The 22,842-nt window shown below is 53.3% G+C and carries 22 protein-coding genes and 2 tRNA genes; 8 read left to right on the forward strand and 16 right to left on the reverse strand.

The features are described 5' to 3' along the window. The first annotated feature begins 13 nt into the window (after nt 1-13). The 8 genes from BUB13_RS05445 (at nt 14) to BUB13_RS05480 (ending at nt 7,778) form a co-directional block, all read left to right on the forward strand. Nucleotides 14-715, forward strand: coding sequence for a YggS family pyridoxal phosphate-dependent enzyme (locus tag BUB13_RS05445; RefSeq protein WP_072906495.1), 702 nt, complete (start codon nt 14-16; stop codon nt 713-715). Continuing rightward, a complete protein-coding gene (locus tag BUB13_RS05450; protein WP_244151836.1) occupies nt 712-1,350 on the forward strand; it encodes an HAD family hydrolase in 639 nt (212 codons plus the stop codon). Before BUB13_RS05445 ends, BUB13_RS05450 begins: the two co-directional genes overlap by 4 nt. Before the next feature lie 4 nt (nt 1,351-1,354). Next, nucleotides 1,355-2,656, forward strand: a complete 1,302-nt coding sequence (locus BUB13_RS05455; protein ID WP_072906497.1) for an MATE family efflux transporter — start codon at nt 1,355-1,357, stop codon at nt 2,654-2,656. A 292-nt stretch (nt 2,657-2,948) separates the two neighbouring features. Beyond that, on the forward strand, nt 2,949-3,512 hold the full coding sequence (efp, locus tag BUB13_RS05460) for an elongation factor P (protein ID WP_072906499.1): 564 nt from the start codon (nt 2,949-2,951) through the stop codon (nt 3,510-3,512). A gap of 1 nt (nt 3,513) precedes the next feature. Next, nucleotides 3,514-4,425, forward strand: a complete 912-nt coding sequence (epmA, locus tag BUB13_RS05465) for an EF-P lysine aminoacylase EpmA (protein ID WP_072906501.1) — start codon at nt 3,514-3,516, stop codon at nt 4,423-4,425. Nucleotides 4,426-4,855: 430 nt separating this feature from the next. After that, nucleotides 4,856-5,125: a DUF485 domain-containing protein gene (locus BUB13_RS05470; RefSeq protein WP_072906503.1), complete on the forward strand. Its 270-nt coding sequence runs from the start codon at nt 4,856-4,858 to the stop codon at nt 5,123-5,125. A gap of 15 nt (nt 5,126-5,140) precedes the next feature. Then, nucleotides 5,141-7,066 (forward strand): sodium/solute symporter, encoded by a 1,926-nt coding sequence (locus BUB13_RS05475; protein ID WP_072906505.1) that lies wholly within the window; start codon nt 5,141-5,143, stop codon nt 7,064-7,066. An 85-nt stretch (nt 7,067-7,151) separates the two neighbouring features. Then, entirely contained in the window at nt 7,152-7,778 is a 627-nt protein-coding gene (locus BUB13_RS05480; RefSeq protein WP_072906507.1) for a hypothetical protein, read from the forward strand. A 68-nt stretch (nt 7,779-7,846) separates the two neighbouring features. Here the strand turns inward: BUB13_RS05480 and BUB13_RS19030 are convergent, their stop codons facing one another. From BUB13_RS19030 to BUB13_RS05555, 16 genes are all read right to left on the reverse strand, one after another. Then, entirely contained in the window at nt 7,847-8,002 is a 156-nt protein-coding gene (locus tag BUB13_RS19030) for a hypothetical protein (protein ID WP_167366803.1), read from the reverse strand. A 535-nt stretch (nt 8,003-8,537) separates the two neighbouring features. Beyond that, nucleotides 8,538-10,106, reverse strand: a complete 1,569-nt coding sequence (gene cimA / locus BUB13_RS05485; protein WP_072906509.1) for a citramalate synthase — start codon at nt 10,104-10,106, stop codon at nt 8,538-8,540. Between the two features lie 30 nt (nt 10,107-10,136). Next, nucleotides 10,137-11,372, reverse strand: coding sequence for an aspartate kinase (locus BUB13_RS05490; RefSeq protein WP_072906511.1), 1,236 nt, complete (start codon nt 11,370-11,372; stop codon nt 10,137-10,139). Between the two features lie 155 nt (nt 11,373-11,527). Next, nucleotides 11,528-12,004, reverse strand: coding sequence for a tRNA (adenosine(37)-N6)-threonylcarbamoyltransferase complex ATPase subunit type 1 TsaE (gene tsaE / locus BUB13_RS05495; protein ID WP_072906513.1), 477 nt, complete (start codon nt 12,002-12,004; stop codon nt 11,528-11,530). Between the two features lies 1 nt (nt 12,005). Then, nucleotides 12,006-12,455, reverse strand: coding sequence for a CBS domain-containing protein (locus BUB13_RS05500; RefSeq protein WP_072906526.1), 450 nt, complete (start codon nt 12,453-12,455; stop codon nt 12,006-12,008). Next, nucleotides 12,449-14,011 carry a bifunctional ADP-dependent NAD(P)H-hydrate dehydratase/NAD(P)H-hydrate epimerase gene (locus BUB13_RS05505; RefSeq protein ID WP_072906528.1) on the reverse strand — a complete coding sequence of 521 codons (1,563 nt, stop codon included), beginning with the start codon at nt 14,009-14,011 and terminating at the stop codon, nt 12,449-12,451. The genes BUB13_RS05500 and BUB13_RS05505 overlap by 7 nt, the downstream gene beginning before the upstream one ends. Then, a complete protein-coding gene (locus BUB13_RS05510; RefSeq protein WP_072906530.1) occupies nt 14,011-14,388 on the reverse strand; it encodes a holo-ACP synthase in 378 nt (125 codons plus the stop codon). Before BUB13_RS05510 ends, BUB13_RS05505 begins: the two co-directional genes overlap by 1 nt. A gap of 1 nt (nt 14,389) precedes the next feature. Beyond that, nucleotides 14,390-15,106 (reverse strand): pyridoxine 5'-phosphate synthase, encoded by a 717-nt coding sequence (locus BUB13_RS05515; protein WP_072906532.1) that lies wholly within the window; start codon nt 15,104-15,106, stop codon nt 14,390-14,392. A gap of 21 nt (nt 15,107-15,127) precedes the next feature. Further along, complete coding sequence (gene glmM, locus BUB13_RS05520) at nt 15,128-16,486, reverse strand: phosphoglucosamine mutase (protein WP_072906534.1); 1,359 nt, start codon at nt 16,484-16,486, stop codon at nt 15,128-15,130. A gap of 6 nt (nt 16,487-16,492) precedes the next feature. Next, nucleotides 16,493-17,188, reverse strand: a complete 696-nt coding sequence (locus tag BUB13_RS05525; protein WP_072906536.1) for a CdaR family protein — start codon at nt 17,186-17,188, stop codon at nt 16,493-16,495. Nucleotides 17,189-17,193: 5 nt separating this feature from the next. After that, nucleotides 17,194-17,988 (reverse strand): diadenylate cyclase CdaA, encoded by a 795-nt coding sequence (gene cdaA, locus BUB13_RS05530; protein ID WP_072906538.1) that lies wholly within the window; start codon nt 17,986-17,988, stop codon nt 17,194-17,196. Between the two features lie 84 nt (nt 17,989-18,072). Next, entirely contained in the window at nt 18,073-18,930 is an 858-nt protein-coding gene (gene folP, locus BUB13_RS05535; RefSeq protein ID WP_072906540.1) for a dihydropteroate synthase, read from the reverse strand. Then, a complete protein-coding gene (gene ftsH, locus BUB13_RS05540; protein ID WP_072906542.1) occupies nt 18,927-20,864 on the reverse strand; it encodes an ATP-dependent zinc metalloprotease FtsH in 1,938 nt (645 codons plus the stop codon). Before ftsH ends, folP begins: the two co-directional genes overlap by 4 nt. Before the next feature lie 120 nt (nt 20,865-20,984). Continuing rightward, a complete protein-coding gene (gene tilS / locus BUB13_RS05545; protein WP_072906544.1) occupies nt 20,985-22,304 on the reverse strand; it encodes a tRNA lysidine(34) synthetase TilS in 1,320 nt (439 codons plus the stop codon). Between the two features lie 300 nt (nt 22,305-22,604). Then, nucleotides 22,605-22,681 (reverse strand) — tRNA-Met (locus BUB13_RS05550). 32 nt (nt 22,682-22,713) lie between these two features. Then, a tRNA-Met gene (locus tag BUB13_RS05555) sits at nt 22,714-22,790 on the reverse strand. Between the last annotated feature and the right edge of the window lie 52 nt (nt 22,791-22,842).

The raw sequence follows: 22,842 nt of genomic DNA on the forward strand, positions 1-22,842 counted from the left end.
GAGCCATATCCAGATGAGCGATATTGCCAATAACATCTCCCACATCCGCGAACGCATTGCTGCCGCCTGCGAACGTTCAGGCCGCAATCCGGAGGCGGTGCGACTGATCGCGGTTTCCAAGGTGAAACCAGCTGCAGATATCGATGCGGCTTTCGCCGCCGGACAGCAGCTGTTCGGTGAAAGCTACGTGCAGGAATTCCGTGACAAATCTCCACAGGTGCAATCAACCGTCGAGTGGCACTTCATCGGTGGGCTGCAGAGTAACAAAGTTAAATACCTGCGTGGCAAGGTAGCGATGATTCATTCAGTCGACCGGCTTTCACTGGCGCAAGAGATCAGCCACCAGTGGCAGAAAGAAGGGACGACCTGCAAAATTCTGCTGCAGGTCAACATCGGCGACGAAGGACAAAAGTCGGGCTGCGATCAGGACAAGCTGGAGCAGCTTGTCCGCGATGTCTCAGCCCTGCCAAACATCCAGGTTTGCGGCCTGATGTGTCTGCCACCCTATTGTTCCAACGCCGAAGAAGTTCGCCCCTATTTCCACCGCATGCGCGAACTGGCCGGGCAAATTGATCAACTGCAGATTCCCGGCGTCTCGATGAACGAACTGTCGATGGGGATGAGCGGCGACTTTGAAGTTGCCGTCGAAGAAGGAGCAACGCTGGTGCGCGTCGGTACCGCAATATTCGGCGAGCGGATCAGGAAAAACGGATGAACGGAATGGATTACAAATACCTGCTGTTCGACCTCGACGGCACTCTGGTCGATTCAGTTGCCGACCTGACTCTCTCCCTCAACCTGCTTGCAAAGGAGCTCGGTTATCAGCAGCTCAAACCTGATCGCGTCCGTGACATGATCGGTGACGGAGCAACCAAGCTGATTAAACGGGCTTACGGCGAAGAAAATTACAAAAGAGAGTACCTGTTCCGTTTCCTTGAAATCTATGCCGAGCACCTGCTCGATCACACCGACTGTTATCCGGGAATCAGGGAACTGCTCGTCAGGTACCCGGCGGAACAGTTAGCTGTTGTGACCAACAAACCTTACCAGCTAACGATTGAACTGCTGGCTGGCCTCAATATTTTAGATAAATTCAAAGTTGTCATCGGCGGCGACAGTTTCAGTGAAAAGAAACCCCATCCGCTGCCGTTACAGGAAGCGCTGAAAGCCCTCGGGGCAAAAGCGAAAGAAGCAGTGATGATCGGCGACCACCACACCGATCTAAACTCCGGCCGCGCCGCCGGAACGGCCATCTGCTTCTGCAGCTACGGCCTCGGTAACACCGGCGGGGTCGAACCCGACTTTCTGGCCAAAAACTCAGAAGAGCTGCTTCAGCTCTTCCCCGGATAATTTTGTGACCGAATCGAAACTCAGCCTGAAAGAGATCGCGCTCTTCTTCTTTCCGTTATTGCTAAACGTTCAACTGATGAGCATCTCGCACACCATCATCAACGGTGCGCTGGCACGGCTGGAAGATTATGTCACGGCATTGGCCGGCATATCGGTGGCTATGGTTATTCATCTGTTCGTCGCCTCGCCCTCTTATCAGAACCATACGGTCACCATCGCCATGGTCAAAGGGCACAAGTCAATGCGCAGCGTATTGATCTTTGTCGGGCTGGTCGCCAGCTATGTCGCTGTCATGCTGTCACTGATTGCGTTTTCCCCACTGGGTGATCTGGTGCTGATCAGGCTGCTTGGCACGCCACCGGAAGTCGCACAGGCGGCGAGAGAAGCATTATATATTCTCGCCCTGCTGCCTTTTTTCACCGGCTTCCGCGGTTTCTGCCAGGGGCTGATCATCCAGGCAAGGCGAACAAGCCTGGTCTCGATTGCGACTGGTGTCCGCGTCGGCGCCCTGTTCGGCTACCTGGCGATTGGCGCCCACTGGTTTGCCGGCGCTCAACTCGGCGCGTTCGCGCTGGTCAGTTGCGTTATCACCGAAACTTTTGTCATCGCCTTTTTCGCCTGGAAGGTTCACCTGCCAATGGAGCGGGGTGAGGAAGAAAAAACCACCGGCGAAATTCTGCGCTATTCATTCCCGCTGGCTTACTCCTCCTGCCTGCAGCAGACCATCCCATTGCTGATCAGCTCGATTATCGGCCGCCTGCCGGACGGTCCGCTGGCGCTGGCAGCCTTCGGCGTGATCCGGGGTTTCCTCTTCCTGCTCGCTGGGCCGATGCGCAACCTGCAGCAGGCTTACCTGGCGCTGGTCAAATCGGCTGACGATTACTTCATGCTGGTTCGCTTCAACATTCTGACGGCAACAGGTATGGGCGTGCTGGTGCTGTTGACAGCTGGGCCACTCAATGAACTGATCCTCGGCCAGATGCTCGGTGTTGAGCCGGAATTGCGCCATTATCTACGCTGGTCATTGGCCGCAACTGCCATATTCCCGCTCTTTTACGGCGGATGCAATCTGCTCCGAGGCTGGTTTTCCGGTGCGCTTCAGACCGGGAAACTGGGCCACTCGACCTTCCTGAAAAGCGGTTTTCTCCTGCTGGTCTGGTTGCCGCTGGTGAAACTGCAGCCCCCCGTGCCCGGCATCGCCATCGCTATCGCCCTGCTGCTCTGTGCGGAAATCATCGAAGCGCTTTATCTGCGATATCAGCGCCAGCGGCAACCTGAAAACCTGCGTCAGCTTGCCCCGCTCTAGTCATCCCATTTACAATAGCGGTATGGATAATAAAAGCAAAAAATATCCCTGCGAAGATTGCCATCACTGCCAGTGGTGCAGCGACGATCGCTGCCGCCTCTGCCGCAAAACCGGCTGTGTGCGCAAGCTGTCACTAGCAGAGCAGATAGAGTTGTACGAGCGACTTAACAGCCCAGATAAGTCAGCAAACTGCTAGTCAGTCGGTTTTCCGGTGACATGCACGCTGGTTTTATGCTTAAATGCCCGCCCGATAAAAGATATCCAGACAAGCAAAATATAGAAGGAGTTCTCCATGTACAGCTGTTCCGATTTGAAAAAAGGCCTGAAACTGTTGATCGACGGCGATCCGCATGTGATTGTCCAGTTCGACTTCAGCAAGCCGGGCAAAGGCCAGGCCCTTTACCGCTGCAAACTGCGCAACATGATTACCGGTGCACTGTTCGACCGAACCTATCGCAGCGGCGAATCCTTCGAGCCGGCAAGCCTGGAAGAGCGGGATATGCAGTACCTGTATCAGGATGAAACCGGCTATGTTTTCATGGATCAGAAATCCTACGAGCAGGTCGTGCTCTCGGAAGAGACCCTCGGCGACGACAAGTACTTCCTGATCGACAACATGGAAGTCGATATTCTGATGTACGGCGATACCGGTATCGGCATCACCCTGCCGAACTTTGTCAACCTGCGCGTCACCCAGTCCGATCCCTGGGTCAAGGGCGACACCGCAGCCGGTAACAACAAGCCGGCCACCGTTGAAACCGGCTACACCCTGCAGGTTCCTTCTTTCGTTGAAGAAGGCACCCTGATCCAGATCGACACCCGAACCGGCGAATATGCCACCCGGGTGAAGGAATAAAATGGAACCGAACTGGCAACTGGCCCGCAAGCGGCCGGTGCTTGAAAAACGGGCCCGGATCGTTCAAGCGATCCGGGCTTTTTTTATCGATCAGGATTTCCTCGAAATCGAGACCCCGCAGCGTATCCCTGCGAACGCACCGGAATTTCATATCGATGCGGTCCCCTCCGGCGACTGGTTTTTACAGACATCACCGGAACTGGCGATGAAGCGCCTTCTGGCAGCCGGATACGGCAACATTTTCCAAATCAGTCATTGTTGGCGGGATGGCGAAAGAGGCAGCCGTCATCTGCCGGAATACAGCATGCTGGAATGGTACCGACCGGGCTGCGATTACCATCGCTTGATGGATGACTGTGAAGCACTGTTGGAGGCACTGACCGATAGCAATAAACTGGTTTATCAGGACAATGAAATCGATTTGAGCCGCCCCTGGCCCCGCCTGAGTGTCCACCAGGCGTTTTCTTTGTACGCGGACTGCACGGTAGAAGAAAGTCTTGCCGCAGGACGGTTTGACGAGGTCATCAGCCTGCAGATCGAGCCACAACTTCCCGCAGATCGTCCGACCCTGCTGACAGAGTACCCAGCCAGCCAAGCCTCACTGGCCAGGCTGAAGCCGGAGAACCCAACTGTCGCTGAACGGTTCGAACTTTATATTGCCGGGATGGAGTTAGCCAACGCATTTTCCGAACTGGTCGACTGCAAAGAACAAAGCGAACGCTTTAGCAGTGAAGAACGATTACGTCGAGCTGCCGGTAAAGCAGGCTACCCCGCCGCAACACGGTTCCTCAATGAACTGCCAAATATGCCTCAGGCTGCTGGGATCGCGCTCGGCATCGATCGCCTGGTGATGCTATTGTCTGGCTGCAATAGCATCGATGAAGTGATCGCTTTTACCCCCGAATTGCTTTAAACCACAAAACGCAAAAAATAAAATGCCGTTCAGTTTCAGCTTCCCCAAAGATCAATATTATTTTTCACTAATACCAGATCTAGCCCCTTTTACCTAGTAGCGCAAAACAGCATTCTACAATCCCCCCATTTTGCTGGACTTTCTTGTTCAGCCTCCCGAGAAAGCCCAGTTAAAAACAGCATTTCTGCTGACGAAACGTTTTTTTTTAATAAAATTTTCTATTGACATGATTTTATAACAACGTATTATGTCGCGAAACATCACAACCAAGATCGCGCACAAATTATCACAAGATATGAGAAAATATCTTGTAAAAACAACCAGATAGCGTATTTTTTGTTTTCTTTCGGTTTTTATAACCGGTTTTTGGCACGTCCAATTGGATGGAACCGGATTGGTTCCCCGACATTTACAAGAGGAGATTCTAACTATGGGACATGGACCAGCAGTAAAGCTTGGCAAGGACAATGCGTCCGGCTACAAAACCAAACTAGGCGTATCGATGTTTATCGCCTACACCATCGTTTACGCGATTTTTGTCGCCATCAACGCAACCAACCCGAAGCTGATGCAAAACATCATTTTCGGACAGACCGCAGCAGTCGTTTGGGGCTTCGGCCTGATCGGCTTCGCGCTGGTTCTGGCAGTCATCTATAACCATCTCTGCACCCAAGCAGAGAACAAAATGAACGACGAATAAGGGGAGACATAAATCATGGTATATACTCAGTCCCCTATCGCTATCGGTCTGTTCTTCACTTTCGTTATCTTCGTTCTCGGCCTCTCGTTCTACTTGGCTCGCCGTACCAGCTCGGCAGAAGGCTACTATGCTGCTGGTGGTAACATCCACTGGTTCACCAACGGTGTCGCCTTTGCTGGTGACTACCTCTCCGCTGCTTCCTTCCTGGGTATTTGCGGCATGATCGCAACTGCTGGTTACGATGGCTGGATGTACTCCATCGGTTACCTGGCAGGTTGGATCGTTGCCCTGTTCCTGGTTGCAGAGCCGATGAAGCGCCTCGGTAAATACACCTTTACCGACGCCCTCGACTCCAAATTCAACTCCAAGGCGATTCAGCTGGCTGCTGCTATCTCCACCCTGCTGGTCTCGGTCTTCTACCTGATCCCGCAGATGGTTGGTGCTGGTGTTCTGGTTCAGCCGCTGCTCGGCCTGCCGCACTGGGTCGGCGTTTGTATCGTTGGTGTTGTTGTTACCATCATCGTTGCTACTGCTGGTATGGCTTCCACCACCTACGTTCAGTTCTTCAAAGGCGCCCTGCTGCTGATCATGTCGACTGTCGTCGTTATCGCAGTCCTGATGCGCGGCCTGACCACTGCACCGGAGAACAACGGCGCTGCTTACCATGACTTTAAAACCATGCAGGCTACTGCAGCTCTCGAGCTGAGCGAGCCTGGCTACACTGTGGTTGCTGGTCTTGACAGCGAGTTCGGTAAAGCTGGCTTCGTCAAGCTGAGCAAAGCTGGCGAGGAATCGATCTGGCAGCTCAACCAAACCGCTTCCGGCTACACCCTGGAAGAAACCCTCTACATGACAAAAATGGCTGACGGCACCAAAAAGTTCAACGGTGCGGCTAAAGAAGAGGGCAAGTTCTTCCCGGTTGGCCACATCAAGCAACTGAAGGTTGACGGCCAGGAAGTTGCTGCAACCGGCGCAGTCGGCCCGTTCGCTTACCTCTCCGCGCTGAAAGACTCCACCATCGTTCTCTGGGGCAAGAAATACATCCAGGAAGGTGATGCAACACACACCATCTACTACCAAAAACCGACCCCGGGTTCTCGTGTTCTGCGCCCAGGTCTGAAGTTCAAGGTCGACAACGCGACCGGCCTGCAGAAGTTCAACTTCATCTCGCTGATGCTGGCTCTGTTCTGTGGTACTGCAGCACTGCCGCACATCCTGATTCGTTACTACACCGTTCCGAGCCAGGCTGCTGCCCGTAAGTCGACCATCGTCGCTATCGCCGCGATTGGCTTCTTCTACGTCCTGACCCTGTTCCTCGGTATGGGCGCAATGACAAACGGCGTTATCAACCTGACCGACAACAACATGTCGGCCCCACTGCTGGCACTATCCTTTGGCGTGGTACTGTTCGCGGTCATCTCGTCACTGGCCTTCGCGACCGTCCTCGGTACCGTCTCCGGTCTGATCGTTGCAGCATCCGGCGCGGTGGCGCACGATATTATGGACAACTTCCTCGGCATGAAGATGTCTGATGCGGGCAAGGTTCGCGCTGGTAAAATTTCAGCGATTGTGGTCGGTTGTATCGCTATCTACCTGGGCATTGTCTTCGAAGGCATGAACGTTTCCTTCCTCGTCGGTTGGGCGTTTGCGGTTGCCGCTTCAGCCAACCTGCCGGCAATCCTGATGCTGCTGTTCTGGAAGAAGACCACTGCCAAGGGTATCGCGGCTTCGGTTCTGGTCGGTCTGATCAGCTCCCTCGGACTGATCCTGATTTCCCCTGACATGTGGGTCCGCTACGGCCTGCTGCCGGGTGATGCACCGATCCAGTTCAACAGCCCGGCGTTGATCTCGATCCCGGCGTCCTTCCTCGCTCTGGTTATTGTTTCGATGATGACCCAGAAGGATGTCCCGGTTGACGCAACTGAGACAGCAGGTGCATAAGCACTTGTCCCACTAACTTTTATTTGCGATACTTTGGGCCGCCTTTTCAGGCGGCCCGATTTTTTTGTCGCAAAGGAATAAATTGATGAAAAGATTTCGCATCACACTGCTGGTTCTTTGCCTTGTCCTTGCCTGGCTTGGATATAGCGAGCTGAGCCTGCTCATGCGCAACAAGGCACCACAGCAGATAAACATCGTCGATCTTGAAACCAGGGGCCCAAGCCAGGAATGGCTCCAGATCAGTGGTGGCTACCAGGACCTGTTGCAGGCGATTAACATGTCCGGAACTACGGAAATTGACTCTTTCCTGGTCCCGCTGACCCGAACCATTGGCAGCCAGGAAATCGGAACATGGTTCGAAACACGCGACCCACAGATCGTCAACCTGCTTAAGACTTACTACTTCCAGCTCAACACTGAAGAGGAGCAGCAAGACTTCATTGAGGCAAACAAAGACTTTATCTATTCTCGCCGCGAAGTAACTGGCATGACTGTCGACAATTTGATCGCTAACGCCAACCGCGAGAAACTCAAAGAATTGCTTTCAGCGATGCAGATGACAGTCCCTGAAAATGTTGTTTTTATCAGCGAAGGGAAAGAACCAGCCGCAATGCGCGGGCTCTTTTATGCAGGAGTAGCTTTAATAGGCCTTTTGAAACTGGCCTTTGATTTAAGATCGTCCAGATCTAAGCCTGAGACAACAACAGAGTAGAGTCCGATAAAACACAAAAAAGCCGGAGCAGTATGCTCCGGCTTTTTAACATCTTTATCCCGACAGACCTAACCGATATAAACACTGTGGTTACGAGCCCGGTTTGCTAGAATTGTCGGATCAACGACCTCACCACATGCGCAACACTTCCAAGCATCAAACGCACGAACAAAATCGTAATACTTTTCTGAGTACATCCGGCCTTTGCATTTTGGGCATTTCATTTACGACCTCCAGGCAATCTCGTTTAGGAACGTTCCTTATCGATCAAAGTGGCATTGGTTCACGGAAAAAAGAAATATACACAACCTGTGCCAAGCTAAAACAAAAACCCTAAGCAAACGTCTCCAAGACGAATGCTCCAATAATTTAAGCACCTTAAAGACATAACCAATCCAGAAAAGGAACAGAAAACTGTATGCTGGCTGTCAAGCGTTCTTCCCGAGCGCACATATCGCCAACATTTTGACGGATCGCTCCAGAAGATGTCTCTATAAAAAATTACCTCTCTGACAATTAACCAGCACCAAGGTTTAAATTTTACCAAATTGGTTCGCAGCAGACATTTCACTTCCCAATCAAGAAATATATTTGCTTCTATTTTTCAGGGGGTTAAAAAGTTTCCCCTGATCAGGAAGAGTAGCCACACAATATCGACAAATATTTGACGATTAAAAATTAAGCCCGCCACTTTTATGACGAAACGAAAAAGCCGCTCTCCCAACGGAAGAACGGCTCAATACATTCTTTGTGTAAAAATTAGATATTATCTTTGTACAGCTTATAGGTCAAAGCGTCCGCCAGGGCCTGGTATGAAGCATCAATGATATTACTGCTCACCCCAACGGTTCCCCAGCGTGCTTCGTGGTCACCGGACTCAACAAGTACGCGCGTGACCGATTCAGTTCCCTGACCGGCAGGCAGCACACGGACCTTATAGTCGAACAGCTTCACCTCTCCCAGTTGAGGATAAAAGCTGATCAACGCCTTGCGCAATGCCTTATCCAAAGCGCTGACCGGTCCGTTACCATCGGCAGCAGTGTGCTCGACTTTGCCGCCCACCTTCACCTTGACAGTACCCTCAGACACAGGGGCCTTGTCGCTTTCACGCAAGGTATCAATCACACGAAATGCGCTGACAGTAAAATAATGCTTCAATTTACCCATCGCCTTGAGCATCAATAATTCGAACGAAGCCTCAGCGCCTTCAAACTGGAAGCCCTGGTTTTCAAGCTGCTTGATATCCTCAAGAATTTCCAGGGTCACCGGGTCTTTACTGTCGAGATCGATACCACACTCTTCTGCCTTTACAAGGATATTGGAACGCCCTGAGAGATCGGAGACCAAAACTCGGGTCCGATTACCGACCAGTTCTGGCCGGATATGCTCGTAGGTTTCCGGATGACGCTGAATCGCCGATACGTGCACACCACCTTTGTGGGCAAAGGCAGAGTTGCCGACATAGGCCTGATGCTTGTTCGGAATCAGGTTGGCCAGCTCATAGACGTAACGGGATGCGCTACGCAGCGTTTTCAGCTTATCTTCGCCGAGACATTCTTTGCCCAACTTCAGCTGCAGCGAAGGAATGATCGAGCAGAGGTTGGCGTTACCACAGCGTTCTCCAAAGCCGTTCATGGTCCCCTGAACATGCACAGCACCACAGCTGACCGCCATCATCGAGTTGGCAACGGCACATTCGCTATCGTTATGCGCGTGAATACCGATCGGTACAGAAACGGCCTTATTGACCTCTTCCATGATCGCCGGGATTTCATACGGCATGGTGCCGCCGTTGGTGTCACACAGGACAATGCAATCGACATTGGCCGCGGCAGCAGCCTGCAGAGTTTTGATGGCATACCCGGGGTTAGCCTTGTAACCGTCAAAGAAATGCTCGGCATCGTAAATAACTTCGCCGACCCGTTCTTTCAGGTAGACCAGAGAATCGTTAATCAGTTCCAGGTTCTCTTCCAGCGAGATACGCAATGCTTCGCTGACGTGGAAATCCCATGTTTTGCCGAAGATCGTCACGGTATCCGGCTCGGCCTCGATCAACATCTGGATATTGTTGTCTTCGGCCGGAGTGACCTTGGCCCGCCGGGTTGAGCCGAAAGCGGCAATTTTGGCGTGACGAAGGGTTTCTTTTTTGATCTCGTGAAAGAATGTGATGTCTTTCGGGTTCGATCCCGGCCAACCACCTTCAATATAATCGATGCCAAGCTCGTCGAGACGTTTGGCAATCTGCACTTTATCCTGAACCTGGAAGGAAATATCCTCCGCCTGGGTTCCATCACGCAAGGTGGTATCGTAAATCTGAATCCGGCTCATTACATCACATCCTTTCACTTCTGGGGCAGATTAGCCCTCGTCTTCTACGGCAGCCTTATCAAGCCCGAAAGCTTCGTGCAGCACACGAACGGCAAGTTCGGTGTACTTGGCATCAATGATACAGGAAACCTTAATTTCACTGGTTGAGATCATTTCGATGTTGATACCCTCTTTTGCCAGGGTCTCGAACATGGTCTGGGCGATACCGGAATGGGAACGCATACCGACACCGATAATGGAAATCTTGGAGATGTTCTCGTTCGATTTGACTCCACTGGCGCCGATCTTGCCCATCACGTCTTCGACGATCTTCAGTGCCTTCTTGCAATCGGTCTTCAGTACGGTGAATGTCATGTCGGTCTTGCCGTCCTGCGAGACATTCTGAATTATCATATCCACGGTGATGTTCGCTTCGCTCAGTGGAGAGAAGATCTGAGCGGCGATACCCGGCTGATCCGGCACACCAAAAATACTGATTTTTGCCTCATCCTTGTTATAAGCAATACCCGAAACCAGTACGGTCTCCATCTCCTGATCCTCCTTCATCACCAGTGTTCCCGGCTTATCGTTAAAAGTGGAACGAACGTGGACAACCACGTTGTATTTTTTAGCAAATTCAACACTGCGGATCTGCAGCACCTTGGCGCCGAGAGACGCCATTTCAAGCATTTCCTCGTAGGAAATCTTTTCAATCTTGCGTGCTTCCGGCACCATCCGCGGATCGGTCGTATAAACACCATCAACATCGGTGTAGATCTCACAGACATCCGCTTTGAGCGCAGCAGCAACAGCAACCGCAGAGGTATCGGATCCGCCGCGACCGAGGGTGGTCACGTTGCCATCATCGTCGATCCCCTGGAAACCTGCGACGATAATGATGGTGCCGTTCTTCAGATCTTCGCGCACCTTCTTATCATCGATGCTCTTGATGCGGGCGCGCGAGTGGGCACTATCGGTCATTACCGGAATCTGCGAACCGAGGTAGCTCTTGGCGTTGTAACCCATCGATTGCAGGCACATCGACAGCAGAGCAATTGTCACCTGCTCACCGGTCGAGACCAGCACATCATATTCACGTTCACTCGGAAACTCGCACATTTCGTCGGCCAGAGCGACCAGGCGATTGGTTTCGCCGGCCATTGCCGAAACGATAACCACGACGTCGTTTCCATCATCGAAAGTCTTTGCGACACGACGGGCAACGTTGCGGATCTTCTCCACAGTTCCGACTGAAGTGCCGCCATATTTTTGTACAACCAGGGCCATAGCTGTTTACTTCCTCCCTATTGGAAAAAACCGGCAACAAATCGATTTGCGACCGGGACAACTGGAACCACCTAAACTGCTGGAAAGTCCCTTTAATAGCAGGATTTTCCGGCTCGGTCAAAAGCTTTTTAGGCAGATATAGACGGGTATAAAAATCAAGCAGAAAAGGTCTGCTGCAAACGGGTCAGCAGTGCCTCGGCAACCACCCCTTGTGCGGAAAAATTCAAGCGCCGTTGATTCTCATCACCAAGCTCGATATTGACCCAGAGCCCGGCAACAGAATCATTATCCATCCGTTCCGGCCACTCGACCAGGGTCACTCCATTGCCAAAAGCATAGTCATCAAAACCGATCTCGATCAACTCATCCGGATCGCACAGGCGGTAAAGATCGAAATGATAAAGATCGAGCCGTGCCGGGTAATGATTCATCAGAGTAAAGGTTGGACTGGTGATCGGCACCTCTTCCGGCACCCCCAGCCCACGTGCAATACCACGAGCCAGAACCGATTTTCCCGCACCGAGAGTCCCATGCAATAGAATCAGGGCCGGCTGCTCAAGCAGTCGGCCCAGTTGCATCCCCAGTTCCAGAGTTTGTTGTTCTCCGGAGCTGTCAAAACTCCACTTCTGCAAATCAAGCCTCCATTGCCCGAATCAAGTCCAAACGAGCAACAACACCAACCATCCTGCCCCCGTCGACAACCGGGATCAGATGGATTTTATGTTTACTCATCAAGCCGGCTATCTCCCGAACCGGCGTACCTGGAGCACACGTCACCGGCTTACGATTACAAAGCTCTCCGACAGTAGTCGCCGTCACCCGATCGACCTGCTCTTTGAAACTCTTCTCGCTATCGAGATAAAAAACCCCGTCAAACAAAGCCATCACCGTTGGAATGTGCAACGGCTTCTGCTGCTCGACCAGATCAGTCTCGCTGATCACTCCGACCAGGTCGCCATCCGCATCGACGACCGGCATGTTGCTGAAACGAGTTTCCACAAACTTGTTCGCCAGCTCCTTGAGGCTGGTTTCCGGCTTCACCGTGACTACGTCCGTTGTCATGATTTCGCGTGCCGTCAGCATAGGCAAACTCCTTCACTCAGTTCCCGGCGGGCAACCGGAAGTTGACAGAGAAGATCGGAGGCAGCCATTCCTGCTGCCCCCTGCCCGGCAGCAACCAGCTCAGCGGCCCGGCCGTGCAACCAGGCTGCCAGTATTGCTGCGTCAAAAGATTCTAGCCCCTGTGCCAGCAGCGCACCAACCAGGCCGGTCAGAACATCACCGCTACCACCGCTGGCCAAGCCATCGTTGCCACTGCTATTGATGCGTACCCGGCCATCGGGTGCTGCAATCACCGTCCGCGCGCCTTTTAGCAGCAGGACAACATTGTGTGCTCTAGCAAACCCTTTCGCAACGCGGAATCGCTCGGCCTCAATCTCGGCGACCGACAATCCACACAAACGGGCCATCTCTCCCGGGTGAGGTGTCAAAACCGGCCAAGGGCCTTTTCGTTCCTGCAAAATTCCAAGCTGACCGGCAAGCAGGTTCAGGCCGTCGGCATCAATCACCATCGGCAACTCAACCTGTGGCAACAATACCGTCAGCAGATTACGTAAATCATCCCCCTGTCCGACACCCGGCCCAAAAGCCAAAGCCTGCTTTTCAGTGAGAAGCTCTAGAATCTGTTCCTCAGCGGATGTCGCCAAAAATCCATCAACATGAGCCAACGGACAAGTCATCGCTTCGGTCAGCTTTACTTCAAGGATATCATGAACTGCGGCCGGCGCAGCAACTGTGACCAGGCCACTGCCGCCACGGACGGCGGCATTTCCCGCCAATGCGGCAGCACCGGTTTTGCCGGGAGCTCCGGCGACGATCAGCAGATGGCCGAAGCGCCCCTTGTGTCCCGCCACCGGTCGCTCCGGCAGCAACCTGGCAGCTTCTGCGACATCGACCAAACGCACGTCGGAAGTGACTTTTTCCCGCCCCAGCTGCGGAATGCCGATATCGACCACTTCAAGCCGACCGACACAGGCCGCGCCGGGATAGCTGCCATGACCGATTTTGGCCTGATCGAAGGTGACCGTCAGGTCGGCACGAACTGCCATGCCGCAGATCCGGCCGCTGGAGCCATCGACCCCCGAGGGGATATCAATAGCGAAAACCTTGGCTGGGCTTGCGTTGACAAGTTCGATGGCCGTGGCGTACAGACCCCGGACATCTGACTTCAATCCGGTACCGAACAAGCCATCGATGATGAGCTTCGCCTCTGCTGCGGCCAAGGAAAACTGCAAACCGGCTTCGTCGGCAACATAGCCGATCGGCACATTGAGCTGTTCAAGGATACTCAGCATCACGGCAGCATCCCCGGCGATATCCTCCCTCTTGCCGAGGACTGTGGTCTGTACACGCCAGCCCCGGTCGGCCAGAATCCGCGCCATCACGTAGCCATCGCCGCCGTTATTCCCTTTGCCCGCCAGCACCAGTACCGGGCCAGGGAAGCAGTTTGCGAACTCGGCGCAGAATGCGTCGGTTGCTGCACGTCCGGCGTTCTCCATCAGAACGGCACCGGGAATACCAAGCTGGTTGATCGCCCGCTGATCAACCGCGACCATCTCTTCGGCACGGATCAATCTCATCAGGACTCCAAAACAACCGTTGCGACGGCGTAATCGCCATCATGGGAATAACTTAAATGGGTCGAGCACACATTCCGCTCTGCCAGCATTTCGGCCGCGCGGCCAGACAACTGCAGCGATGGACAGCCGAGCTGATCGCGCACAACCAAGACCTGCTGCCAGCTGAGGCCATCCCGCAAACCGGTACCGAGTGCTTTCAGAAATGCTTCTTTAGCGGCGAAACGAGCCGCCAGGTGCGGTGCCGGGTCTTTCATCGCCAGCGCGTAGCTGCGCTCATCTTCGCTGAAAATCCGCTCCAGCACCTTGTTGTCCGGCTGAAGGAATTTCCGGAAGCGCTCGATCCGCGCGAGATCTGTTCCAATGCCGACAACCGCCATATCACTCGTTCAACAACGCCAGCATTTCACGCACCGCCCGCTCCATGCCGACCAGAGAGGCGCGCGCCACGATACTGTGGCCGATATTGAACTCTTCGATCCCTTTCATCGCAGCCACTGGGCCGATATTCTGGTAATTGAGACCGTGACCGGCGTTAACACCCAGCCCTAGTCTGCGCGCGGCGCTGATCGCCAGTTCGATCCGCTGCAGCTGCTCTTTTTTATCTGCCTCGCTGCGCATTTCGCAATAGGTCCCGGTATGGATTTCGATATAGTCGGCGCCGACCTTGTGGCTGGCCTTGATCTGCTCGATATCAGGCTCGATAAACAGGCTGACTGTGATCCCTGCCTGTTTAAGCAGCGCGATCTTCTGCGTCAGGGTGGAGCGCAGCATATTGACGTCGAGCCCCCCTTCGGTGGTCAACTCATGACGCCCTTCCGGCACCAGGGTGACATCATCCGGCAGGATTTTCAAAGCGAAAGCGACCATTTCATCGGTCAGTGCCATCTCAAGGTTCAGCTTGCTTTGCACCGTTTTGCGCAGCACCTCCACGTCACGATCCTGAATATGACGGCGATCTTCCCGTAGATGGACCGTAATACCATGCGCTCCGGCCAATTCAGCCAGCATGGCGGCAGCAACCGGATCGGGCTCCGTTACCCCACGGGCCTGACGGATGGTTGCAATATGATCAACATTGACTCCAAGCTTTGCCAACTTTCAACTCCTCAAAAAATATCAAGCGCCGAGATGTTCGCGTACAGCTCCGGCAACCCGATCGGCCTGTTCAGCGATCTTCTGCTTATCTTCACCTTCAATCATCACTCGCAGCAAGGGCTCGGTTCCTGAGTAACGCACCAGCACCCGCCCCTTGCCCGCAAGCTCAGCTTCGACTTCGTCGATCACTTCCTTGATCGGAGCAATATCGGCCAATTCAGCCTTCTTCCGGACCCGCACGTTGACCAGGATCTGTGGCAGGGATATCATCACCTTCGCCAGCTCCGACAGTCTCTTGCCGCTGCGCTGGATAATTGCCAGCACCTGCAACGCCGAAAGGATGCCGTCGCCGGTGGTGATGTGATCGAGGAAGATCATGTGTCCAGACTGTTCGCCACCCAAGTTGTAACCGCTCTTGCGCATTTCCTCGACAACGTAGCGATCACCAACACCAGTGCGCACGACCTTACCACCAACCTTGTCCATAGCGATGTCGAGGCCCATGTTGCTCATCACGGTAGCAACCACGGTGTTCTCTTTCAGATCGCCCTGCTTGATCATCTCGGTGCCGCAGATCGCCATGATGTGATCGCCATCGACCTCAATCCCTTTTTCGTCGACGAAGATGACGCGGTCGGCATCACCGTCGAGAGCAATCCCCAGATCAGCACGGTACTCGCGCACCTTCTCCGCCATCACTTCAGGGTGCAGGGAACCACAGCCTTCGTTGATGTTTACTCCGTTCGGGCTGACGCCAATGGTAATAACCTCGGCGCCGAGCTCTTCCAGTACCGCGGGAGCGACCTTGTAGCCAGCCCCGTGAGCACAGTCAAGAACAATGCGCAAACCCTGCAGATCCAGGTCGCCAGGAAAGGTATTTTTCAGATAGACGATATAGCGGCCGATGGCATCATCAATCCGGTATGCTTTGCCGACCTCGTCAGCAACCGGGCGCAGATCGTCCAGCTTGTGGTTAAGGATCAGGTCCTCGATCTCCAGTTCCAGCTCATCCGGCAACTTGAAGCCATCTGCCGAAAAGAACTTGATACCGTTATCCTGATAGGCGTTGTGGGACGCACTGATCACCACCCCGGCATCGGCACGCATTGACGAGGTAATAAAAGCGATTCCCGGTGTTGGCAGTGGGCCAACCAGCAGCACATCCACGCCCATGGAACAGATCCCTGCCACCAGCGCATTTTCGATCATATAACCGGAAAGGCGGGTATCCTTACCGATGACCACCCGGTGACGGCGATTTTTGTCTTTCTTGAACACGTAGGCAGCAGCACGACCCAACTGCATCGCCATTTCCGTCGTCATTGGTTCGATATTAGCGACACCGCGAACCCCATCGGTTCCGAATAACTTTTTTTCCATCAGGTCCTATTCCCCTTCCAGGCTCTTTTCTACTGTAGCTTCAATCTCTTCATCAATCGCAACAGGTTGAATTTCCACCTGTATTTCAGTGGTTTTCTCGTCTTTAAAGTAAGTATAAGTCCCGTTATGGAGCAACGGTACGATAAGCGAGAAGCCTTCGTTTACACCGTGCAGATCAACCGGTTCCGTGGTGACACCGTTTACACTTTTCAGTTCTGACTCCGCTCCTTCAATAACGACTTGAGAGGGAGTGGCTGTGATACGACCAACCTGGTATCCCTGCAGAGGCTCACCGGAAAGCGCAATCTGCACCGGCACTTTTTTCTGCTTTATCCGCGCCAGTCTCAGATCGATAAAAGATGGCGACAAACGGGTCACTCGCAGCCCGTTTGGCAGGTTCAATCGTTCTTCAAGACGCTTAAAAGTTGTCAGCCCTGGCTGCAGATCCGCCAGATCAACCGCAATGCTGATATCGTTGTCGCTGATCTTCATCAGGAGAGTCCGCGGCCCGCTGACACGCACATCGACCAATGTCGGAACCTCGTTGGCGATCATCATCCCGGCCGGGATATTCTGCAATTCCAACGGCACCCGGTAGCCAACCTCCTGCCGTCTCTCGCCCATGATGAACATCCAGAGAATCATTGCGAAGACCAGCGAAAGAAGCTTTAATGTCCAGTTTTCCGTTATCAGCTTGAACATTTCAGCTACCCCTTTTTCTTCTGCCGCTTACTCTGAACTTTGCTCTTCTTCTGCTCAAGCAAGCGGCCAAGGACTTTACGCAGGCTGGTCGCGTCAAGGTTACGGGTGATGCCGCCGTTGACAGCAACCGAAATTTTTCCCGTTTCTTCCGAGACGATTACGGCAATAGCGTCAGCCAGTTCGGTCAAACCGATCGCTGCTCGATGCCGTGTGCCAAGATTTTTGCTGATATCACGACTCTGGCTCAGCGGCAAAAAACAGCCGGCCAATGTCAGTCGGCCCTGTTGCAAAACCAGCGCGCCATCATGGATCGGTGAGTTCGGCATAAAAACCGAGCGGATCAGTTCACCAGAAACCCGGGCATCAATCTCAACTCCGGACTCGAGGATATCGTTAATGCCAGTCTCCCGTTCGACGACGATCAAGGCCCCGATCTTGCGGTTACCTAAAGCAACGCAAGCCTTGACCAGCTCGTCGATTACCTCCGATTCTTCGTGATAATTGACACTTCCAAAAAACGGATTCTGCCCCACATGAATCAGGGCTCGCCGAATATCGTTCTGGAAAATAACCACGATGACCAGGATGATCGAAGAAAGGAAATTGCTGAGGAACCAGTTGAGGGTATGCAGATCACCAACCCTTGACGCCAGATAAACGGCAAGAATAACTGCCAGCCCGAGCAGCATCTGTACCGCCCGCGTTCCCTTGATCAGCAGAATGATCCGGTAAATGATAAAAGCGACAATACTAATATCGAGCAGATCAAGAAGACGGATATTAGCAAAAACATCGAACATCGCACTACTCTCAGCCGGACAGAGGGATCAGAACCAAATCAAAGGATATCAACAAAACCCGCGTTTCGACAGGTGAAAACAGATTTAAGGAAGTTTTTTTTCGCGAATTGCCCAGGCAACCATTGCCGCATCAAAAGCAGGTCTGACATCATGGGCCCTGAACAATTGAACACCTTGCTCGACCCCAAGGGCCACTGTCGCTAAAGTTCCGGCCAACCTCTTCTTCGGGTCATCCTGCTGGAGTATCTTGCCGATAAAGCTTTTGCGTGACGTGCCGAGCAAAATCGGGAAGCCGAAACAGTGTAGATCATCCAGGTGATGTAGCAGCTCCAGGTTCCCCTCAGCATCTTTGCCAAAGCCGATTCCCGGGTCGACCGCCAAGCAGCCATGCTCAATTCCCGCAGCAAACGCCAAGTCGATGCTTTGCTGTAGACCTTCGGCAACCTCTTCTCGCAAATCGCTGTACTCTGTATTCTGCTGCATGACATCAGGGCGCCCCCGGGTGTGCATCAGAAAAAGTCCGGCCGAGGTCTCCTTTGCGACCTCGGCCATCTTTACATCAAAAGTCAATCCACTGATATCGTTGATGAAGTTAGCGCCCGCCAGCATTGCTTTACGAGCTACTTCCGACTTACTCGTATCGATCGAAATCGGCAGGCTGGTTTCCTGCCGCAGCGCCTCAATCACCGGGACCACCCGGGCCAGTTCCTCATCAACAGAAACCGGAGCCGAGCCTGGCCGGGTACTTTCACCACCGACATCGAGCAGCCCTGCTCCATCCTTCTCCATCTGCAAACCCTGCTGCAGGGCTATCTGCAAATCGACAAACTGACCGCCATCGGAGAAAGAATCGGGCGTAACGTTGAGCACCCCCATGATACATGGCTGGCTCAAATCCAGAAGGCAATCACGCCCTTTCAGCGTCCTCGCGTACCGGCTCACGCCTCCGGCTTCTCAGCGTCTTCATCAGTGGCCGTTTCCGCAGCAGTCTCAGCAACGGCAGCCTCTTCCGGTGCCGCAGTTTCAGCTTCTTCGGGATCGAACTTGAAAGGCTCCTCTTCCGCCTTCGGCTTCAAGTATGCGGGCGCACCTTCCGGGAAAACGATCTGAAGAACTTCCGTGCTATCCAGAGTTTCTTTCTCCAGCAGAGCCTCAGAAAGATTGATCAGCTTCTGTTGATTGTCTTTCAACTCTTTTCGGGTGATCTCATAGTTCTCATTGACAATGCGGCGGATTTCGTTGTCCAGCTCAAGGGCAGTCGCTTCACTGTAGTTTTTGACGTGTCCCATGTCTTTGCCAAGGAAAACTTCGCCTTCCTTCTCACCGAAAGTCAGTGGGCCTATCTTTTCGCTCATGCCCCACTCACAAACCATTTTACGAGCGATCGCAGTGACCCGTTCAAGGTCATTGCTGGCGCCGCTGGTGACCGACTCAAAGGTCAGTTCTTCGGCAACACGGCCGCCGAGCAGCGCCCGGATACGGATTTCAAGGCCTTTGGCAGTTTCGTTGTATTTTTCTTCCGCCGGCAGGTACATGGTGACACCCATGGCGCGCCCACGCGGGATAATCGAAACCTTGTGTACAGGGTCGGAGCCCGGGGTCAACAAAGCAATCAATGCGTGGCCAGCTTCGTGGTAAGCGGTCACTTTCTTCTCTTCCGGCGTGATAACCATCGAACGACGCTCGGCCCCCATCAACACTTTATCCTTAGCCGCATCCAGATCGTCCTTGTCGACCTTGGTCTTATTGGCACGTGCTGCCAGCAAGGCGCTTTCGTTGATCAGGTTTGCCAGGTCAGCACCGGAGAAACCGGGGGTTCCCTTGGCGACAATTTCCAGGTCAACCGACTCGTCCATCGGCACCTTGCGGGAATGGACCTGCAGGATTTTCAGGCGGCCCTTGACATCCGGCCGCGGAACTACAACCTGACGGTCGAAACGGCCAGGACGCAGCAGAGCCGGGTCAAGAACGTCGGGGCGGTTGGTCGCCGCCACAAGAATAACGCCTTCATTCGACTCGAAGCCATCCATCTCGACCAGCAACTGGTTGAGGGTCTGCTCACGCTCATCGTGACCACCGCCAAGACCAGCACCACGATGGCGGCCTACGGCGTCGATCTCATCGATAAAGATGATGCAGGGCGCGTTCTTTTTCCCCTGCAGGAAAAGATCGCGCACCCGGCTGGCACCGACGCCGACAAACATTTCGACGAAGTCAGAACCAGAGATGGTGAAGAAAGGCACACCCGCCTCGCCGGCGACAGAACGGGCCAGCAGGGTTTTACCGGTACCAGGAGAACCGACCAGCAGGACACCTTTGGGAATCTTTCCACCCAGCTTGGTAAATTTCTTCGGGTCTTTCAGGAACTCGACAACCTCTTCAAGCTCCTGCTTCGCCTCGTCAACTCCGGCGACGTCTTTGAACGTAACCTGTCCTTGGGTATCGGTCAGCAGTTTGGCCTTACTTTTGCCGAAACTCATTGCCTTGCCACCACCCGACTGCATCTGCCGCATGAAGAAAATCCAAACAGCGATCAGCAACAGGATCGGCCCCCAGGAAACCAGCAGGGTAAACCAGAAGCCCTGATCATCGACCGGTTTGGCCTCGATGATAATTCCCTTCTCTTTCAACTCGGGAATCAGCTCCATATCAGGCGGAGCGTTCGTCTGGAACTTGGCACCATCCTCGTACACACCATTGATCTGGGTGCCCTGGATAGTAATATTGGTAACCTGACCGGAGTCGAGCGCAGTCAAAAACTCGGTGTAGTTGATCTGCTTCTGCTCGGTTTCACGTTGGGTCATCATGTTGAAAAGCATGATCATCAGCAGCGAGATGACCAGCCACAGCGCAAGATTTTTCTGGAATTGGCTCACATTACCCCCTATGGAGTTCAGAATTATATGGACTGCAAATTCTTAACGGGAAAAGTTGGTACAACTAGCAGAAAAAATTACCATAAAGAGGCTGCCCCCACAAGGGCTTTGTCCGCTTTTTTAATCGCCTTCAAGTAGCTCTAAACGCAGTATCTGAGCGGAATCGGCCGACACGGGAGCTTGCTGCGATCGTCGCATCCCGGCAACCCACAAAATTTCTTCTCCAGAAACAATCAAAGGCACCCTGTCACGCTCTTCCAATTCGATCTTTTCATCACTGAACAGACGTTTGAGTTTTTTCTTCCCGGGCATTCCCTGGGGATGAAAAACATCACCGAACTGCCAATTTCGGACCAGCAACGGAAACTTCACCCGCACGGCATCAAACTCGACGGAAAAAGCTGATTCCCCGGCTTTTTTTTCCGTAAATACAGCTCGCAGAAACCGTCCATCCGGCAAATCGACCCTGCCCGGAACAGGCAACTCAAACGCATAGGCTGCGACCTTTTCAGGAGCTTTTTTTCGCAGCCACAAAAACTGGTATCGACGTGCCACCCAGCAGTCGGGGATATCCAACTGAGACTGGCTGCGGTGAGCCGTCAGCAAAGACAGGATCGACTGCAGATGAACCGCCTCAATCCGCTGCAAATCCCCACGCACTTGCCGCAAAGCCTCCCGGACGACACGAACGCGCAGAGCCGCATGCAAACCAAGTAGCTTTTGCCGATCCAGACGCAGACCATCGGAGTGATCAACGATCAGGGCAGTGATTGTTTTAGCAACATGCTGCTGCCAAAAATCCTCGTCTGCTTGAAACTGAGCACTTAAAACTGATAACCGCTCATCAAGCTGAGGGTTAAGCTCACGCAGTTGCGGCAGAACCTCGTGCCGTACGCGATTTCGCAAAATCGACGTATCAGCATTGCTGCCATCCTCCACCCAGTTCAGGTTCTCCTTTCGGGCAAAATCCAGAATTTGCTCTCGACTACAGCCAAGAAGCGGGCGCCACCAACAGCTATTTAGAGTTTTCATCGCAGCCAGGCCAGCCGAACCGCTTCCGCGCAGCAGGCGAAGAAAAAAGGTTTCGACCTGATCATCCCGATGATGAGCCAGCGCAATCAGCCGCGCGTCAAGGCGCTTTGCGGTACGCAACAAAAAAACTCTGCGCAACTGACGAGCAGCCATCTCCAAACTGATTTTTTCCTCTTTGGCAAAGGCAGGAACGTCACCAGAGCCGAAGAAAAAAGAAAGCCGCATACGCTCGCAGAGCTGTTCCACAAACTCAGCCTCTGCCCGACTTTCCGGGCGAATCTGGTGATCGAAGTGAGCAACGCTTAAACGGAAACCAAATTGATTTGAAGCCACTGAAAGAAGACGCAGCAGCACCACGGAATCAATGCCGCCGGAAACAGCGACGAGAAGGTGGTCCGCGGACCCCATCCCGGCTGCTTCAATCTGAGAACAAATAGTCGCCTGCATAGTCGCAAGCCTAACCTTACAGCCATGAGCCCGCAACGAAAAAGAAAAGCCCCTGTCCGATAAGATGCGTCTCATCGAACAGGGGCCAAGCGGTTCCGAGAATCCCCCTCCATCCCCCAGAACCAAAACACGGCATGCACCGTGTTAATGAAAAGGGATAATACATCGATCATCTGACGAAAATCTGACTGAAGGATCGATCAAATAGATTTTTTACACAAAAAAAGCGACCGGCCTCTTTCGAGACAGATCGCTTTTAAATGGTGGCGGTGCAGAGATTCGAACTCCGGACACTGCGGATATGAGCCGCATGCTCTAACCAACTGAGCTACACCGCCAAACTATATAAACTTCAGAAGAAGTTATTACTTGGTTGCGGGAGAGGGATTTGAACCCCCGACCTTCGGGTTATGAGCCCGACGAGCTACCAGACTGCTCCATCCCGCGACACGAGGCAGGAAAATAGTATCCTGCCAGCTAAATGTCAAGCAAAAAAATT

Origin of the sequence: Malonomonas rubra DSM 5091 (assembly GCF_900142125.1) — a bacterium.
GTDB classification, from domain to species: Bacteria; Desulfobacterota; Desulfuromonadia; order Desulfuromonadales; family Geopsychrobacteraceae; genus Malonomonas; species Malonomonas rubra.

What these genes read in the sequence shown, in the direction of transcription:
- BUB13_RS05445 (WP_072906495.1), top strand. Translation starts at nt 14, where the DNA reads ATGAGCGATATTGCCAATAACATCTCCCACATCCGCGAACGCATTGCT.
- BUB13_RS05450 (WP_244151836.1), top strand. Translation starts at nt 712, where the DNA reads ATGAACGGAATGGATTACAAATACCTGCTGTTCGACCTCGACGGCACT.
- efp (WP_072906499.1), top strand. Translation starts at nt 2,949, where the DNA reads ATGTACAGCTGTTCCGATTTGAAAAAAGGCCTGAAACTGTTGATCGAC.
- epmA (WP_072906501.1), top strand. Translation starts at nt 3,514, where the DNA reads ATGGAACCGAACTGGCAACTGGCCCGCAAGCGGCCGGTGCTTGAAAAA.
- BUB13_RS05470 (WP_072906503.1), top strand. Translation starts at nt 4,856, where the DNA reads ATGGGACATGGACCAGCAGTAAAGCTTGGCAAGGACAATGCGTCCGGC.
- BUB13_RS05475 (WP_072906505.1), top strand. Translation starts at nt 5,141, where the DNA reads ATGGTATATACTCAGTCCCCTATCGCTATCGGTCTGTTCTTCACTTTC.
- BUB13_RS05480 (WP_072906507.1), top strand. Translation starts at nt 7,152, where the DNA reads ATGAAAAGATTTCGCATCACACTGCTGGTTCTTTGCCTTGTCCTTGCC.
- BUB13_RS19030 (WP_167366803.1), bottom strand. Translation starts at nt 8,002, where the DNA reads ATGAAATGCCCAAAATGCAAAGGCCGGATGTACTCAGAAAAGTATTAC.
- cimA (WP_072906509.1), bottom strand. Translation starts at nt 10,106, where the DNA reads ATGAGCCGGATTCAGATTTACGATACCACCTTGCGTGATGGAACCCAG.
- BUB13_RS05490 (WP_072906511.1), bottom strand. Translation starts at nt 11,372, where the DNA reads ATGGCCCTGGTTGTACAAAAATATGGCGGCACTTCAGTCGGAACTGTG.
- BUB13_RS05500 (WP_072906526.1), bottom strand. Translation starts at nt 12,455, where the DNA reads ATGCTGACGGCACGCGAAATCATGACAACGGACGTAGTCACGGTGAAG.
- BUB13_RS05505 (WP_072906528.1), bottom strand. Translation starts at nt 14,011, where the DNA reads ATGAGATTGATCCGTGCCGAAGAGATGGTCGCGGTTGATCAGCGGGCG.
- BUB13_RS05510 (WP_072906530.1), bottom strand. Translation starts at nt 14,388, where the DNA reads ATGGCGGTTGTCGGCATTGGAACAGATCTCGCGCGGATCGAGCGCTTC.
- glmM (WP_072906534.1), bottom strand. Translation starts at nt 16,486, where the DNA reads ATGGAAAAAAAGTTATTCGGAACCGATGGGGTTCGCGGTGTCGCTAAT.
- BUB13_RS05525 (WP_072906536.1), bottom strand. Translation starts at nt 17,188, where the DNA reads ATGTTCAAGCTGATAACGGAAAACTGGACATTAAAGCTTCTTTCGCTG.
- cdaA (WP_072906538.1), bottom strand. Translation starts at nt 17,988, where the DNA reads ATGTTCGATGTTTTTGCTAATATCCGTCTTCTTGATCTGCTCGATATT.
- tilS (WP_072906544.1), bottom strand. Translation starts at nt 22,304, where the DNA reads ATGGGGTCCGCGGACCACCTTCTCGTCGCTGTTTCCGGCGGCATTGAT.